At 74.6% G+C, this 13,824-nt stretch carries 12 protein-coding genes; 8 read left to right on the top strand and 4 right to left on the bottom strand.

Translation table 11 applies throughout. The annotated features are described in order from the left end of the window. The first annotated feature begins 3 nt into the window (after positions 1-3). The 3 genes from MF408_RS13000 to MF408_RS13010 are packed head-to-tail and all read left to right on the top strand — an operon-like array spanning position 4 to position 3,337. Positions 4-1,293, top strand: coding sequence for an O-antigen ligase family protein (locus MF408_RS13000; RefSeq protein ID WP_240248051.1), 1,290 nt, complete (start codon positions 4-6; stop codon positions 1,291-1,293). Continuing rightward, positions 1,290-2,339 (top strand): hypothetical protein, encoded by a 1,050-nt coding sequence (locus MF408_RS13005; RefSeq protein ID WP_240248052.1) that lies wholly within the window; start codon positions 1,290-1,292, stop codon positions 2,337-2,339. The genes MF408_RS13000 and MF408_RS13005 overlap by 4 nt, the downstream gene beginning before the upstream one ends. Then, positions 2,303-3,337, top strand: coding sequence for a hypothetical protein (locus MF408_RS13010; RefSeq protein ID WP_240248053.1), 1,035 nt, complete (start codon positions 2,303-2,305; stop codon positions 3,335-3,337). Before MF408_RS13005 ends, MF408_RS13010 begins: the two co-directional genes overlap by 37 nt. Before the next feature lie 38 nt (positions 3,338-3,375). Here the strand turns inward: MF408_RS13010 and MF408_RS13015 are convergent, their stop codons facing one another. From MF408_RS13015 to MF408_RS13030, 4 genes are all read right to left on the bottom strand, one after another. After that, positions 3,376-4,272: a class I SAM-dependent methyltransferase gene (locus MF408_RS13015; RefSeq protein WP_240248054.1), complete on the bottom strand. Its 897-nt coding sequence runs from the start codon at positions 4,270-4,272 to the stop codon at positions 3,376-3,378. Further along, the gene (locus MF408_RS13020) at positions 4,269-5,030 is read right to left on the bottom strand and encodes an SGNH/GDSL hydrolase family protein (RefSeq protein WP_240248055.1); all 762 of its coding nucleotides are present in this window, start codon (positions 5,028-5,030) and stop codon (positions 4,269-4,271) included. Before MF408_RS13020 ends, MF408_RS13015 begins: the two co-directional genes overlap by 4 nt. Further along, positions 5,030-6,001 (bottom strand): hypothetical protein, encoded by a 972-nt coding sequence (locus tag MF408_RS13025; protein ID WP_240248056.1) that lies wholly within the window; start codon positions 5,999-6,001, stop codon positions 5,030-5,032. Before MF408_RS13025 ends, MF408_RS13020 begins: the two co-directional genes overlap by 1 nt. A 67-nt stretch (positions 6,002-6,068) precedes the next feature. Next, positions 6,069-6,527, bottom strand: coding sequence for a DapH/DapD/GlmU-related protein (locus MF408_RS13030; protein WP_240248057.1), 459 nt, complete (start codon positions 6,525-6,527; stop codon positions 6,069-6,071). Between the two features lie 205 nt (positions 6,528-6,732). Here MF408_RS13030 and MF408_RS13035 point away from each other — a divergent pair, with 205 nt between their 5' ends. From MF408_RS13035 to MF408_RS13055, 5 genes are all read left to right on the top strand, one after another. After that, positions 6,733-7,410: a hypothetical protein gene (locus MF408_RS13035; protein ID WP_240248058.1), complete on the top strand. Its 678-nt coding sequence runs from the start codon at positions 6,733-6,735 to the stop codon at positions 7,408-7,410. A 58-nt stretch (positions 7,411-7,468) separates the two neighbouring features. Further along, the gene (locus MF408_RS13040; RefSeq protein WP_240248059.1) at positions 7,469-7,714 is read left to right on the top strand and encodes a phosphopantetheine-binding protein; all 246 of its coding nucleotides are present in this window, start codon (positions 7,469-7,471) and stop codon (positions 7,712-7,714) included. Then, entirely contained in the window at positions 7,711-8,475 is a 765-nt protein-coding gene (locus MF408_RS13045) for a 3-oxoacyl-ACP reductase family protein (protein WP_240248060.1), read from the top strand. Before MF408_RS13040 ends, MF408_RS13045 begins: the two co-directional genes overlap by 4 nt. Positions 8,476-8,823: 348 nt before the next feature. Continuing rightward, positions 8,824-12,018 carry an FkbM family methyltransferase gene (locus MF408_RS13050; RefSeq protein ID WP_240248061.1) on the top strand — a complete coding sequence of 1,065 codons (3,195 nt, stop codon included), beginning with the start codon at positions 8,824-8,826 and terminating at the stop codon, positions 12,016-12,018. Positions 12,019-12,041: 23 nt separating this feature from the next. After that, a complete protein-coding gene (locus MF408_RS13055) occupies positions 12,042-13,427 on the top strand; it encodes a hypothetical protein (protein WP_240248062.1) in 1,386 nt (461 codons plus the stop codon). Positions 13,428-13,824 lie beyond the last annotated feature (397 nt).

Here is a 13,824-nt window from a genome sequence, read left to right on the forward strand (position 1 = left end):
TCGATGGAGCGGGGTGTCGTGACCGCGGCACTCGCAGCGGTCGCCGCCGCGCTCGCGTTCGTGGCGACCCGGGGGCTGGTCGCCGCGGTGGCCGCGCTGGTCGTCGCTGTCGGCGTGTTCCTGCTGGCGGTCCTCGGCCGCGAGCGGGTCGGCACCCTCGCCATCGCCGGCGCCTTCGCCACAGCCCCGATGTACCGCGGGCTGCTCCCCGACCTGCCCGCGACGCCGACCGACCTGCTGCTCGTCGTCGGCGTCGTGCTGCTCCTGCCGGAGCTGTTCACCCGCCAGGTACGGCTGCCGGCGGCGTTCCTCGTGGCCCTCGGCGTGCTGCTCGCCCTCGGACTGCGCGGCGCGGCGGCCAACCCGTCGCCGTTCGAGAGCATCCTGATCCTGACGCTGTGGCTGATGTGCATCGGCATGCTGCCGATCGTGATCGCCCTCTGGGGGCCCGGGCCCGGCGTCGTGCAGTTCCTGCTGTGGTCCTACCTGGCCGGCCACATGGCCAGCATCGCCTACGCGCTCCTCGAGGGCCCGCTCATCATCAACCGGTACGACGGGCTCACGCACCACCCCAACGCGTTCGGCATCGCGGGCACCGTCTGCATCGCGATCTTCCTCTACCTGTGGCCGAAGTACCGCAACAACTGGGCGCGTGCCGCGCTGCTGCTGGTCGTGCTGGCCAGCGGCGCCTCGGTGCTGATGAGCGGCAGCCGCGCGGCGACGGTCGTCGTGGTGGCGCTGGCGCTGCTCGTGCCGGCGGTGGAGCGGTCGGCGGTGCTCGCGATGCTGCTGGCGGCCGCGGCCGGCCTCGGCGTGGCGTTCCTGCCGTTCGTCGTCGAGGCCAGCGGCGAGGGGTCGTCGATCAGCCGGCTGCTCGGCGACGCGACCGCCCAGGCGTCCGACAGCGTCCGCCAGGACGCGCTCGACGAGGGGCAACGGCTGTTCAGCGAGGCGCCGTTCCTCGGCCACGGCCTCACCATCGCCCTCGGCGAGATCCACAACCTCTACCTCGAGGTGGTGATCGCGGTCGGGATCCTCGGCGGCGTCGCCTACCTCGTGCTGCTCTACGTGCTCGCCCGACCGCTGCTGAGCAGCCACCCCGAGCGCCGGCTGGCCTACCTGGCCTGGGTCTTCGTCATCATCGGACCCGCCGTGCCGGGGCTCACCGACCGCACCATGCTGCTGCCGATGGGGCTGGCGATCCTGCCCGCGATCGCGCTCGCGACCCGGGGCGACACCGACAGCGGGGCCCGCGCCCCCGGTCCACCGGCGACCGCGGGGACCGCCCGGTGACGGCCGTCGTCCTCGTCGGCTTCAACCGGCCGGAGCACACCCGGCGCACGCTCGACGCGATCCGCGTCGCCCGGCCCGAGCGGCTGTTCCTGGTCGCCGACGGACCGCGCCCCGACCGCCCCGACGACGCCGCCCTCTGCGCGCAGGTGCGCGCGGTGATGGACGACGTCGACTGGCCGTGCGACGTGGCGCGCCGGTTCAGCGACACCAACCTGGGCTGCGAGGGCAACGTGGAGACCGGCCTCGACTGGGTCTTCGGCCAGGTCGACCGGGCGATCGTGCTCGAGGACGACTGCGTGGCCGACCCGACGTTCTTCGCCTACGCGGCCGAGCTGCTCGACCGCTACCGCGACGACCTGCGGGTCTGGCAGGTCGCGGGCAACAGCCACGGTGTGCCGGCCTCCCTCTTCGGCGACGACGGCTACCGGTTCGCGTCCTGGGCGAGCGTCTGGGGCTGGGCGACCTGGGCCGACCGGTGGCAGCGCCACCGCGCGGCGTTCCCGCGCGACCACCGCGGTCCCGGCGGCGACGCGCCGGTGCGCGCGGTGCCGGCGGCGCCCCGCCCCGAGCTGCTGGTCACCCGCGGCGGCCGGCGGCACTTCGCCGAGGCCGCGGTGTCCGACGACGTCGTGCGCCACGGCTGGGACAAGCAGTGGTGGATCACGATGCTCACCGAGGGCGGCCTCGCGGCGACGCCGGCGGTCAACATGGTGCAGAACATCGGGTTCGGTGCCGGCGCGACCCACGGCGTCTACGAGCGCGAGACCGACCCCCGCGCGGCCGATGCCGATGCCGCTGCGCCACCCGGCCGCCGTCGAGCTCGACGTGGAGGTCGAGCGCGAGCTCGAGCTGCTGCTCAGCCGGGTCGGCGGCCCCGCCACCGAGCTGGCCCGCCGCCTGGTCACCGACCCGCGGCTGCGGGCCGTGGCGCGGCGCGCCCTCCACAGCCGTGCCGCCGTCCGGGCGACGCGTGTCGCCTCCCGCCTCACCGACCGCCGAGGAGCTGCTCGTGGCCGCTGACGACCCCGACGTCCCCGTCGTCCTGATCGCGTTCAACCGCCCGCGCGTCACCCAGCGGGTGATCGACGCCTGGCGGGAGGTGCGGCCGAGCCGGGTGTTCGTGGTCGCTGACGGCCCCCGCCCCGGCAACGCCGAGGACGTCGACAAGTGCGCCGCCGTGCGCGCGATCATCGACGGCATCGACTGGGAGTGCACGGTCGAGAAGCGGTACGCCGAGTCCAACATCGGGCTGGAGGCCAACGTCGAGCTGGGGCTCGACTGGGTCTTCGACCACGTCGACCGGGCGATCGTCTTCGAAGACGACTGCATCCCCGACCCGTCGTTCTTCCGGTTCTGCGAGGAGCTCCTCGACCGCTACGCCGACGACGACCGGGTCTGGTTCGTCGCGGGCGACAAGAAGCTGGTGCCGCAGGAGTACTTCAAGGGCCGCAGCTATGCGTTCAGCACCTGGGCGAGCGTCTGGGGGTGGGCGACCTGGGGCGACCGCTGGAAGCGGCACCGGGCGGTCTTCCCCCGCGACCACGCGGGTGCCGCGGAGCGCGCCGGCGCGACGCCGCGGACCGCCGACGCGGTGCGCACCGAGCCCGCCCCGCCCGCGCCGGGTGCGCTGACGACCGAGGCCGGGCGACGGCACTTCCTCAAGGTCTCGCAGACCCCCGACGGCGACCACTACGGCTGGGACCACCACCTGTGGGTCACGATCATCTCCCAGGGCGGGCTGTGCGTGACGCCGTCGCTCTACCTCGTCGAGAACGACGGGTTCGGGCCCGACGCCACGCACACCCGCGCCAACCGGCAGCCGCGGCCCGCCCAGCAGATGCCGTTCCCGCTCGTGCACCCGCCGGAGGTCGCCCTCGACCGCGACGTGGAGACCGAGCTCGAGCTGGTGCTGCTGCGGATCGACGGGCGGCTGTCGCGGATCGCCAAGCAGGTCGTGCGGCCGCTGTGGCTGCGCAAGGTCGTCCGCCGGGTCATCACCCAGCCGCTTGTCTGGAAGGTCGTTCGCCGGCTCGTCGCCCGCTGACCGGGCCCGGGCTCCCGGCCCGGCTCCCCGGGCGGCGGTCAGCCGCGCTTGCGGGCCCGGACGTCGAGCACGATCCGCGGCGCGAGCGGGCCGGTGACGGCCGCGTCCATCACCCGGGCCGCCGGTCGCAGCGCCCACTGCGGGGTGCGCAGCGAGGCGAGGTAGGCCTCCGACGACAGCGAGTACCGCGCCTGCGGGGTGACCTCCACGTCGGTGAACCCGTGCCGCTCGAGGAGCGCGGTGATGCTCCGCCGGGTGTGCAGGATCCGGTGGTGGCCGGCGAGCCGCCGGTCCGACAGGCGGGTCACCCGGCCGCCGGTCACGGTCTTGGCGCCGATGAAGGCGAGGTCGGCCAGCGTGCGGTGCGGCGTCTGGAGGAACAGGATGCCGCCCGGTCCGAGCAGGTCCGCGGCGCCGGCGACCATCGACGGGCCGTCGGCGGTGTGGGCGAGCACGCACCACATGGTGACCGCGTCGGCCCTCGGCAGGTCCGGCAGCGCGCCGAGGTCGCCGAGGTCGAGGTCGATGCCGTAGCGACGCTTGGCGACGAGGATCGCGCCCTCGAGGATGTCGTTGCCGCCGACGTCGAAGCCGAACCGGTCGCGCGCCAGCGCGAGGAACTCGCCGTCGCCGGCGCCGACGTCGTAGACCCGCGGCCGCTCGACCCCGCGCAGCTCCTCGCGCAGCCAGCGCAGCTGCCGCTCCCACTCGCCGGTGCCGACCGACTCGCGCTTGTTGTCGACCCAGGTGTCGACGTAGTCCTCGGGCAGGTCCTCGAGGGTGAAGGTGGGCGGCGGCGCGGGCGCGCCCACCAGCCAGCAGGCGCCGCACGAGCGGCACCGCACGACGACGTGCTGGTTGCGGCGCGAGGCCGGCCCGCGGCTCACCGACCGCGACTCGCAGGCCGGGCAGGCCGACGCGTCCTGCTCGCTCATCGTGCTGTCCTCCTCGGCGCCCCGGGGGCGCTGCTGCTCAGGTGGTCGCGGACCAACCGTCGTACGGCGGCCCGTCCGGCGTCGTTGGTGTGGCACCCGTCGTAGGTCAGGGCCTCCGGCAGTCGGCCGTCCTCGTCGGCGAGCGCGGCGCGGAGGTCGAGCACGCCGACCCGGGGGTCGCCGGCGGGCACCGCGTCGACGAGCGCGTCGCTGAGCCACCGGTGGGCGGCGGTGCGCTGGGCGACGTCGCCGGCGATCGGGAACATGACGTGGTCGGCGATGTGGTCGCTGGGCGGGGTCGGCGTCACGATCACGACCCGCGCGGCACCCAACCGGTCGGCGAGCGCGACCGCGCGGTCGACGTACGCCGTCACGAAGGCGTCGTCGATCCCCGCCGCCACCCGCGGGCCGAGGTGGCAGCGCACGTCGATCTCGCCGAAGACGAAGAAGCACGTCAGCCGGCGCGACGCCGGGAGCCGGCGCAGCCGGTCGGCGACCCGCTCGACGACCGGCGGGAAGCCGTTGGTGGCGATCGAGTGGAGGATCCGGGGGCCGAGGTGCCAGACGAACCGGCCCTCGCCGACCGAGCCCATCCAGAGCGGGAACCGCTCGGTGTTGAGCAGCACGGAGTGGGAGTCGCCGATCCACAGCTCCCGCACCCGCCCGGTGGCCAGGCCGGCGGTGAGCCGGGTGATGCCGCTCGCCTGCAGGCCGAGGCCGCGGGCCCGGCGCGCCAGGTGCCCGACGCGGGAGACCATCAGCGGGCGTCGTCCCAGACCGGGACGGCCTCGGCGACCGGCCGCTGCTCGCCGTTGGTCACGTCGACCAGCGGGAGGTCGGCGATGACCCGCAGCCGGTCGCCGACGCCGCGCATCCGGGCCGGCGAGCCGTCCCGGTTGCGGGCGGTCAGGTAGCGCCCCTCGCGGAAGCCCTCCCGGGCCGTCAGCGCGGGGAGGTCGCCGGCGGCCTCGTCCTTGACGAAGAACGCGTTGACGCCGTTGCTGGAGCAGCCGACGAAGCGGTAGCCGCGGCTGGTCGCGAGGTGGACGAGCGCGCCCAGCGACGCGCCGAAGTAGGTCGCCGACCAGTGCGCCTCGGTGTTCACGAACGCGGGGTCGTAGGGCACGGTCACCCGGGCGTCGGGCCCGAACAGCGCGTTGTACTCGGCGACGAGGATCGTCGGCTCCACGACGGTGATCGCGTCGAGCAGCCAGTAGTCGACGCCGTCGACGTCCATCGACAGCAGGCCGATCGGACCGGTCAGCCCGTGGTCGCTGATCAGCGCGTCGACGTTGTCGCGGGTGACGAACGCGCTGACCGGCTCGACGTCGTGCCGCCAGCCCAGCCCCGAGCTCGCGACGAACCGGACGTGGTCGTCGCCGCCGTTGACCGCGAGGCCGCGCCAGTTGTCGTTCTCGACGAGGAACCGGGTGTTGGACTCGCTGTAGTCGCCGGTGCCGATCTCGACGAACGTCGTGTGCTCGACCTTCGCCTCCCGCACCAGGTGCTGGATGATCCCGTCCTCGCCGTACTGGGAGAAGACGCTGAACTCGGCGTCCGCGAGCCGGGTGGGCCGCGGCCGCACGTCCATCAGGTGCACCTCGAGCCGGCCGATCGCGGCGCGCAGCTGGTCCTGCTCGTGGCGCAGCCGGCGGAAGACCTGCCGCGCGACGGGGGCCTCGCTCAGCTGGCGCAGGGACAGGCTCGGCAGGCCGGGGAACCCGGGCACGGTGCCCTCCTCTCGGTCGCGGACCACCGGAGGCTATCCGAGCGGACGGCGGTCGGGGGCGGTTCGCTCACTCCTGGCGGCCGAGGAACGGCTTGTCCAGCGTGCGCACCGGCTTGGCCGGGATGCCGGAGACGACGGTGAGCGGGGCGACGTCCCTGGTGACGACGGAATTGGCGCCCACGACGGCGCCGTCGCCGATGTGGCAGTCCTGGAGGATCATCGCGTTGGCGCCGACGAAGACGTTGTCGCCGATGTACGTCGGCCGGCTGGGGTCCAGCGGCTCGGTCATCCGCATCGCGCCGATGTTGGTGCCGCTGTTGACGCGCAGGTTGCGCCCGGCGCGGACGTCGGCGCCGATGGTGACGCCGGGGCCGTGCGCCAGCACGAAGCCCGGCCCGATCTGTGCCTTGGGGTGGATGTCGGCGCCCGCCCAGACGATCCCGAGCGACTTGAGCAGGTAGGCCAGCGGCCACAGCGGGGTGCCGCGCAACGACGACCCCAGCCGGAACAGGACGAGGGCGTGCACCTGCGGGGGAGATCGCGGAGCGGCCGAGCAGGTAGACCCAGAACCGGGGGCCGGTCCGGCGACCGGCGTCGACGGAGGCGCGGAGGTCCTCGGCGAGCGTCTGCAGCATGGGCGGAAGTGTGGCACCCGCGTGACCTGCACCGCACCGCTGCGCGGATCCTGGTCATCCCTGTAACCCCGGGTCGGTCCGGGCCGTTGACGGGTCATGCGCCGTGTGCGGAACCTCCTCACCACCCTGGCCTTCCTGCTGCCGTTCAAGCGGCTGAAGGTCCGGGTGCTCAACCTGCTGGGGCACTCGATCCACCCCACGGCCTACCTCGGGATCAACCTGGTGAAGAGCGTCGGCCGGTTCGAGCTGGCCGAGGGCACCGCGATCGGCAACTTCAACGTCATCGGCGGCATCGACCGGGTCGAGATGGGCGTCGGTGCGCGCATCAACTACCTCAACCTGATCACCTCGGGCATCACCCTGCCCACCGACCCGGGCGCGGAGCGCAACGATGTCGCGCGCACCCTGCGGATGGGCGCGCACTCGCGGATCATGACCATGCACGTCATCGACTGCAGCGGCGGGCTGGTGCTCGGCGAGGACTGCTGGCTGACGGGCATGCGGTCCACCGTGCTGACCCACGTCTTCGACCCGCACGACGGCGGCGTGATCGTCGAGCCGGTCGAGCTCGAGAAGGGCTCGGTCGTCTCGACCAACTGCACCCTGCTCGCCGGTGCCGTGATCGGGGAGGGGGCGCTGCTCGCCGCGGGTTCGACGGTGTGGACGCGCCAGGAGCTCAAGGCGGAGAACCTGGCCGGCGGCGTGCCGGCGCGGCGGCTGGCGCCGATCAAGATCAACGACTGGGGCTACCGCTGGCAGCGGTACGGCGGATGAGCCACCGGCTCCTCCGCCCGCTGCTAGTGTCCGCCCCCGAACACAGGAGGCTCATTCCATGGACGACGTCCAGAACTCGGTCCTGAAGATCATCGGGTCGCTGCTCGAGGGCTGGGACCGGACCGGCGTGACGGTCGACGCCGGGACGACGCTCCACGGCGAGGAGGGCCTCGGCCTCGACTCGCTCGAGACCGCCGAGCTCTCGGCGACCCTCGAGGACGAGTTCGGCTCCGACCCGTTCAGCGCGGGCGAGATGCCGGAGACCGTGGGCGAGATCGTCGCGTTCTATGCCGCTGCGGCATGACCGCGGAGCAGCCGGAGCCGCTGCCGGGGCGGCAGCGCACCGTCGTCGTCACCGGCGGTAGCCGGGGCCTCGGCGCCGGCATCGTCCAGTCGTTCCTCGACTCGGGCGACCGGGTCGCCACCTGTGCCCGCTCGGAGACCGACGCCGTCCGCGCCTGGAGCGCGGACCCGGCGTACGAGGGGCGGTTCCTCTTCGTCGGCGCCGACATCGCCGACCGCGAGCAGACGACCCGGTTCGTCAAGGAGGTCGTCGCCCGCTGGGGCTCGGTCGACGTGCTCGTCAACAACGCCGGCGTCGCCAGGGACGGCCTGCTGGCGCTGTTCTCCGACGACGACGCCGACACGGTCGTCGACCTCAACCTCAAGGCGACCTTCCACGTCTCCAAGCTGGTCGTGCGCAACATGCTCGCCCACGGCGGCGGGCGGATCGTCAACATCTCCTCGATCACCGGGCTGACCGGCTACCGGGGGCTGACGGTCTACGGCGCCACCAAGGCCGGGCTCGACGGGTTCACCCGCGCCCTGGCCCGGGAGGTCGGGTCGCGGAGGATCACCGTCAACAGCATCGCGTCCGGCTACCTGCGCACCGAGATGAGCCACGGGCTCGACGAGGGGCAGCTCGGCCAGATCGTGCGGCGCACGCCCGCGGGCCGCCTCGGCGAGCCGGACGACATCGCGCGGGCGGTGCAGTTCCTCGTCGACGACCGCAACGACTGGATCACCGGCCAGACGCTGGTCGTCGACGGCGGCCTGACGTGCTGACCGGGTCCGGGGTGCGGGCCCTCGGGCCCTCCGAGGTCTACTACCAGCTGCTCGCGCGCCGCTGGCCGATGAACGCGCTCTGCGCCGTCGAGCTCGACGCCGACGCCGCCGCGGTGCGCGCCGCGTGGGCGCGCGCGGTCGAGCTGGTGCCGCTCCTGCGCGCCCGGATCCGGCCGGCCGCCGAGCGCGGCGGCGAGGTCGACTTCGCCGGCGAGGGCGCCCCCGACCCGTGGGCGACCTTCCCCGACCTGCCCGCCGCGCTGCGCGGGGGAGTCGTCGACGCCGATCGACCACGAGCGGGCCGCGGCCCGCGTCTCGCTGGTCGAGCTCGGGCGCACCACCACGGCCGTGGTCTGCGTCCACCACGCGCTCGTCGACGGGCGCGGGATCGCCCAGGTCGGCCTGCTCCTCGGCGACATCCTGGCCGGCCGCGAGCCCGCGGAGCACCCGCTGTTCGCGCCGACGGTCTCGCAGGAGGACGTCCTCGCGGCGACCGCCGACCCGCGGCAGCGGCGCCGGGAGCTGCTCGCGCTGGCGCGCACGGTCCGCGACGAGGAGGAGTACGCCGGCAACGCCGACCGGCTGCCGTGGCACCGGCCCGCGGTCGACGGGCCCCGCGACGTGGAGTTCCACCTGCTCCGGTTGGACCGCGACGCGACGGCGGGGCTGCTCGCGCACGCGCGCGCGAACGGCACGACCGTCCACGGCCTGCTGGCGGCGGCCGCGCTCGGCACGTGCGCGGAGCTGTCGCCCGGGGTCCGGCGGCTCGCGGTGTCGACGCCGGTGGACCTCAAGGGCCCCCACGGCATCGGGCCGGAGGTGCCGGTCGGCCAGGCCGCCGGCCTGATCGCCGGCTCCTACGACGTGACCGTGCCGGAGCTCGAGCTCGCCCGCGCGGTGACCGGCGACATCCGGCGCCGCGTCGCGCGCGGCGAGGGCGACCTCGCCTACGCACTGAGCGGCGCGGAGCGGCTCGTGGTCGGCCCCCAGTCCGATGCCGCCGTGGCGCGGTGGACGGCCGACGCGCCCCCCCGTCGTGTGCATCAGCAACGTCGGCGTCGTGCCCGAGCCGGTGCCGGACGGCGTACGTGGCCTGCTGCCCAACCTGGCGCCGGCGCCCAACCAGGTGCTGTTCATCGCCGCCACCACGCTCCGCGGCGAGCTCGGGCTGGTCCTCTCCTTCGACCGCAACCGGCTCGACGTCGAGCCGGCCGCCCTGACCGGCGCGATCCGCGACCGGCTCGACCGCGCCGCGGCCGCCCGGCCGGTGACCGCGTCGTGATCGAGCTGCTGCGCCGGGTCGCCGCGACCGACCCCGACCGGCCGGCGGTGGTCGCCGCCGACGGCACGCACACCTACGGCGACCTGGCGGCCGCCGCCGAGGCCTACGCCGCCGGCCTGCGGTCCGCGGGCGTCGAGCGGTTCGTGGTCGTGACCAACGACGTCCCGCTCATCGTCGCGCTGCTCGCGGCCTCGTCCTTGGTGGGCGCGGAGGCCTGCACCTACGCCCCCGACGTGACGCCCGACGACCTGGCGCGGCAGGGCCGCGGCGCTCGACCACACCGTGGTCGTCACCGACCGCGACGACCTCGACGGCGCCGGCCTGGCCGTGCGCCGGCCGGAGGAGCTGCGCGGCACCGGCGCGCCGGGCGCCGAGCCGCCCCCGCGCCGGCCGCTGCTGGTGCTGACCACCGGCACGACCGGCCTCCCCCGCGGCGTACGCCACGACTGGGGCCGCCAGCTCACCGCGCGTCCCGGCTCGCCGACGGCGCCGGCCAGCGGTGGCTGCTCGTCTACGGGCCGCAGCAGTACGCCGGCCTGCAGATCCTGCTCCACGTGCTCGGCTCGGGCGCCACCCTCGTGGCACCGCCGGTGCGGCGCCCGCAGGCCGTGCTCGACGACCTCCACCGGCACCGGGTCGACCACATCAGCGCCACCCCGACGTTCTGGCGGTTCCTGCTCGCCGAGCTTACGGCGGACGGCCGTCCGGTGCCGCCGCTGCGGCAGGTGACGCTGGGCGGCGAGGCCGCGCCGGCGTCGCTGCTCGCCGACCTCGAGGCGACGTTCCCCGGGGCGCGGATCTCCCACGTCTACGCGGGTTCGGAGTTCGGCTCGACCGGCTCGGTGAGCGACCGGCGCAACGGGCTGCCCGCGTCGCTGCTCGAGCGCGGCGACGACGGCGAGGTCACCCTCAAGATCGTCGACGGCCAGCTCTGGGTGCGCTCGTCGGCGTCGATGCTGGGCTACTACGGCGAGGACGACCTGCCGGCCGACGCGTGGTGGCCCACCGGCGACCTGGTGGAGGTCGTCGGCGACCGGATCGAGTTCCGCGGCCGCGACTCCGACGTCATCAACGTCGGCGGGGTGAAGGTGCACCCGCTGCCGGTCGAGGAGCGGCTGGCCCGCCTCCCGGGCGTCCGCGCCGCACGGGTCTACGGCCGGGCCAACCCGCTCGTCGGGGCGGTCGTCGCGGTCGACGTGGTGGCCGAGCCGGCCGTCGACCCGGCGGGCCTCCGCACGGCGGTCAAGGAGGCGTGCGCCGACCTGCCCCGCCCGGCGCAGCCTGCAGCGTGCGGGTCGTCGAGGCCCTGGAGACGAGAGGCGGCAAGACCGTGCGAGGTGTCCGTGCCGACTAGCAGCGCGCGGGTGCCTGCGCTCCGAGAGGCCGTGTCGACCGTCCGCCGCCGCGCGGGCTGGTTCGTACGCGACCGGTTCCCGCGCCGGGTCGTCGCCCGCGAGGTGCAGGGCGTGCGGATGGTGCTGCCGTGGGCGCACCGGCTGCCCGACTACGCCGGCCCCGGCTCGGCGTACGGCCAGAACCTCGTGCGCCTCGCCCGCCTGCTCGCGGAGGAGGCGCCGCCGCTGACGATGCTCGACGTCGGCGCCAACGTCGGCGACTCCACGCTGCAGGTCCTCGACGCCGCGGACGGCACGGTGCTGTGCGTCGAGGCGGACACCTACTACCTGGACTTCCTCCACCGCAACGTCGACGGCGACCCCCGGGTCACCGTGGTCGAGTCGCTGCTGGCGCTCGAGGAGACCGCGGCGCGGACGACCGCCGTCCGCACCGGCGGCACGACCCGGTTCGTCGAGGGCGGCGACGCCGACGCGATGCCGTCGGTCACCCCGGCGCGGCTGCGTGCCGAGCACCCGGCGTTCGCCGACCTGCGGCTGGTGAAGTCCGACACCGACGGCTACGACGTCGCGCTCGTGCCCGCGATCGCGGAGGCCTGGCGCGACTCCCGCCCGGTGCTGTTCTTCGAGTACGACCCCTACCTGACCCGGATCGCCGGCTACGACCCGCTCGAGGTGTGGGACCGGCTCGCCGACCTCGGCTACCACCAGGCCGGCGTCTGGGACAACGGCGGCGCCGACGTCGGCCGGATGACCGGTGCGGAGGTCGCCGCGCGGTCCGGCGAGCTCGACGACTTCCCGCGCAACCGGCCGGGGCGGCGTTCCTACTGGGACGTCGCCGTCGTGCACGACGACGACCCGGCCGGTCTCGCGGTGCTCGACCGGCTGCTGCCGGCGGCGGGAGGGTGACCGGCGCCGTGGCGGACGGGGCTGTGGGCGGGGCTGTCGACGGGGGTGTCGACGCTGCGGCCGACGGTGCCGTCGGCGGGGCGGCCGCGGGTGGGGCGGCCGCGCCGAGCGGGACCACCGGTGGCCGCGCCACCCTCGTCACCGTCGACCAGGCGCTCTCCAGCGCCAGCAACCTGCTGGTGGTGCTGTGGGTCGCCCACGTGACCTCGGCGACGACGTTCGGTTCGTTCAGCCTCCTGCTCCTGCTGCACATGTTCGTGATGGGGCCGGTGCAGGCGCTGATCAGCATGCGCATCGTCGTCCACCCCCGCGACGCCGACGAGCGGCCGCGCGAGGTCCTCGGCAGCGCGCTGGTGCTCGGCGGTGTCGCCGGCCTCGGGTGCGTGCTCGTGGGCGGCCTGCAGGTCGCGTTCGGGGTGGGGATGGGCGCGTCGGTGCTGGCGTTGGGGATCGCGCTTCCCGCGCTCGTCGTCCACGACGTCGGCCGGTGGGTCGCGGTCGCCCGCAGCAGGCCGGCCGGGGCGGTCGTGCTCGACGGCACCTGGCTGGTGCTGCTGGTGGCCGCGCTCGTCGTCGTACAGGTCACCGACTCGGCGGGCCTGTTCACGCTCACGCTGGCCTGGGTCGGCTCGGGCGCCGTGGCGTCGCTGGTGCTGGTGGCGCAGTACGGCGTGCTGCGGCCCTCGGAGGTCTCCCTGCGGTGGCTGCGCGAGCGCTGGGACGCCTCGTGGCGGCTCCTCGTCGGCAACCTCGCCTCGGCCGGCAGCATCCTCGCCGGCGCCGTGCTCGTCGCGCTGGTGGCGAGCCCGGTCGCCGTCGCCGCCGTCCGCGCCGCGATCCTGCTCGGCCGCCCCACCACCGCCGTTCAGAACGCCGTCGCCGCCTCGATGGCCGCCGACGTCGCCCGCGAGCAGCCGGACAACCGCGGCCTGCTGCGCCACCAGCGCCGCACGATGCTCGTCGCCGCCGCGGTCGCGGCCGCCAACCTGGTCGCCCTGGTGCTGCTCCCCGACGTCGTCGGCGAGGCCGTGCTCGGCAGCGTGTGGCCGGTCATCTCGCCGCTGCTGCTACCCACCGCCCTGTGGCTCGTCGTCGCCGCCGCCCAGGCCGGCGTGCCGCCCGCCCTGATAGCGCGTCACCAGTTCCACAGCGCGATGGTCGTGCAGGTCGTCACCGGCCTGATCTCGATGACCGCGCTCGTGATCGGTGCCCTCCTCGGCGGCGCCGCCGGCGCCGTCTGGGGTGGCCTCGTCGGCGGCCAGGCCGCCATGGCAGCCGCCTGGTGGATCGCGCTCCTCTGGCACCTGCGGCGGGCGTCGGGTGGGGCGGACCCGGCGGGCGCGGGATCGGCGGGCGCGGGATCGGCGGGCGCGGGACCGGCGGGCGCGGGATCGAGGGGCGCGGGCTGACGAGTGCGCAGATTCATCACGGTATGCAGGTGAGTTGGCGCTCCCCATGGTGTGCCCACCATGGGAGGCGCCAATCCGGCTGCATACCGTGATGAATCTGCGGCGGCTGGTGCCCGGGTGGTTGTGGAGTCGTCGAGTCCCATGGGTGCGCAGGTTCATCAAGGTATGTCGGTGAGTTGCCGCTCCCCATGGCGTACCCGCCATGGGAGGCGCCAATCCGGCTGCATACCGTGATGAATCTGCGGCGGCTGGTGCCCGGGTGGTCTGTGGAGTCGTCGAGTCCCATGGGTGCGCAGGTTCATCAAGGTATGTCGGTGAGTTGCCGCTCCCCATGGTGTGCCCACCATGGGAGGCGCCAATTCGGCTGCATACCGTGATGAATCTGCGGCGGCTGGTG

Source organism: Nocardioides sp. TF02-7 (assembly GCF_022437945.1).
Lineage (GTDB): Bacteria > Actinomycetota > Actinomycetes > Propionibacteriales > Nocardioidaceae > Nocardioides.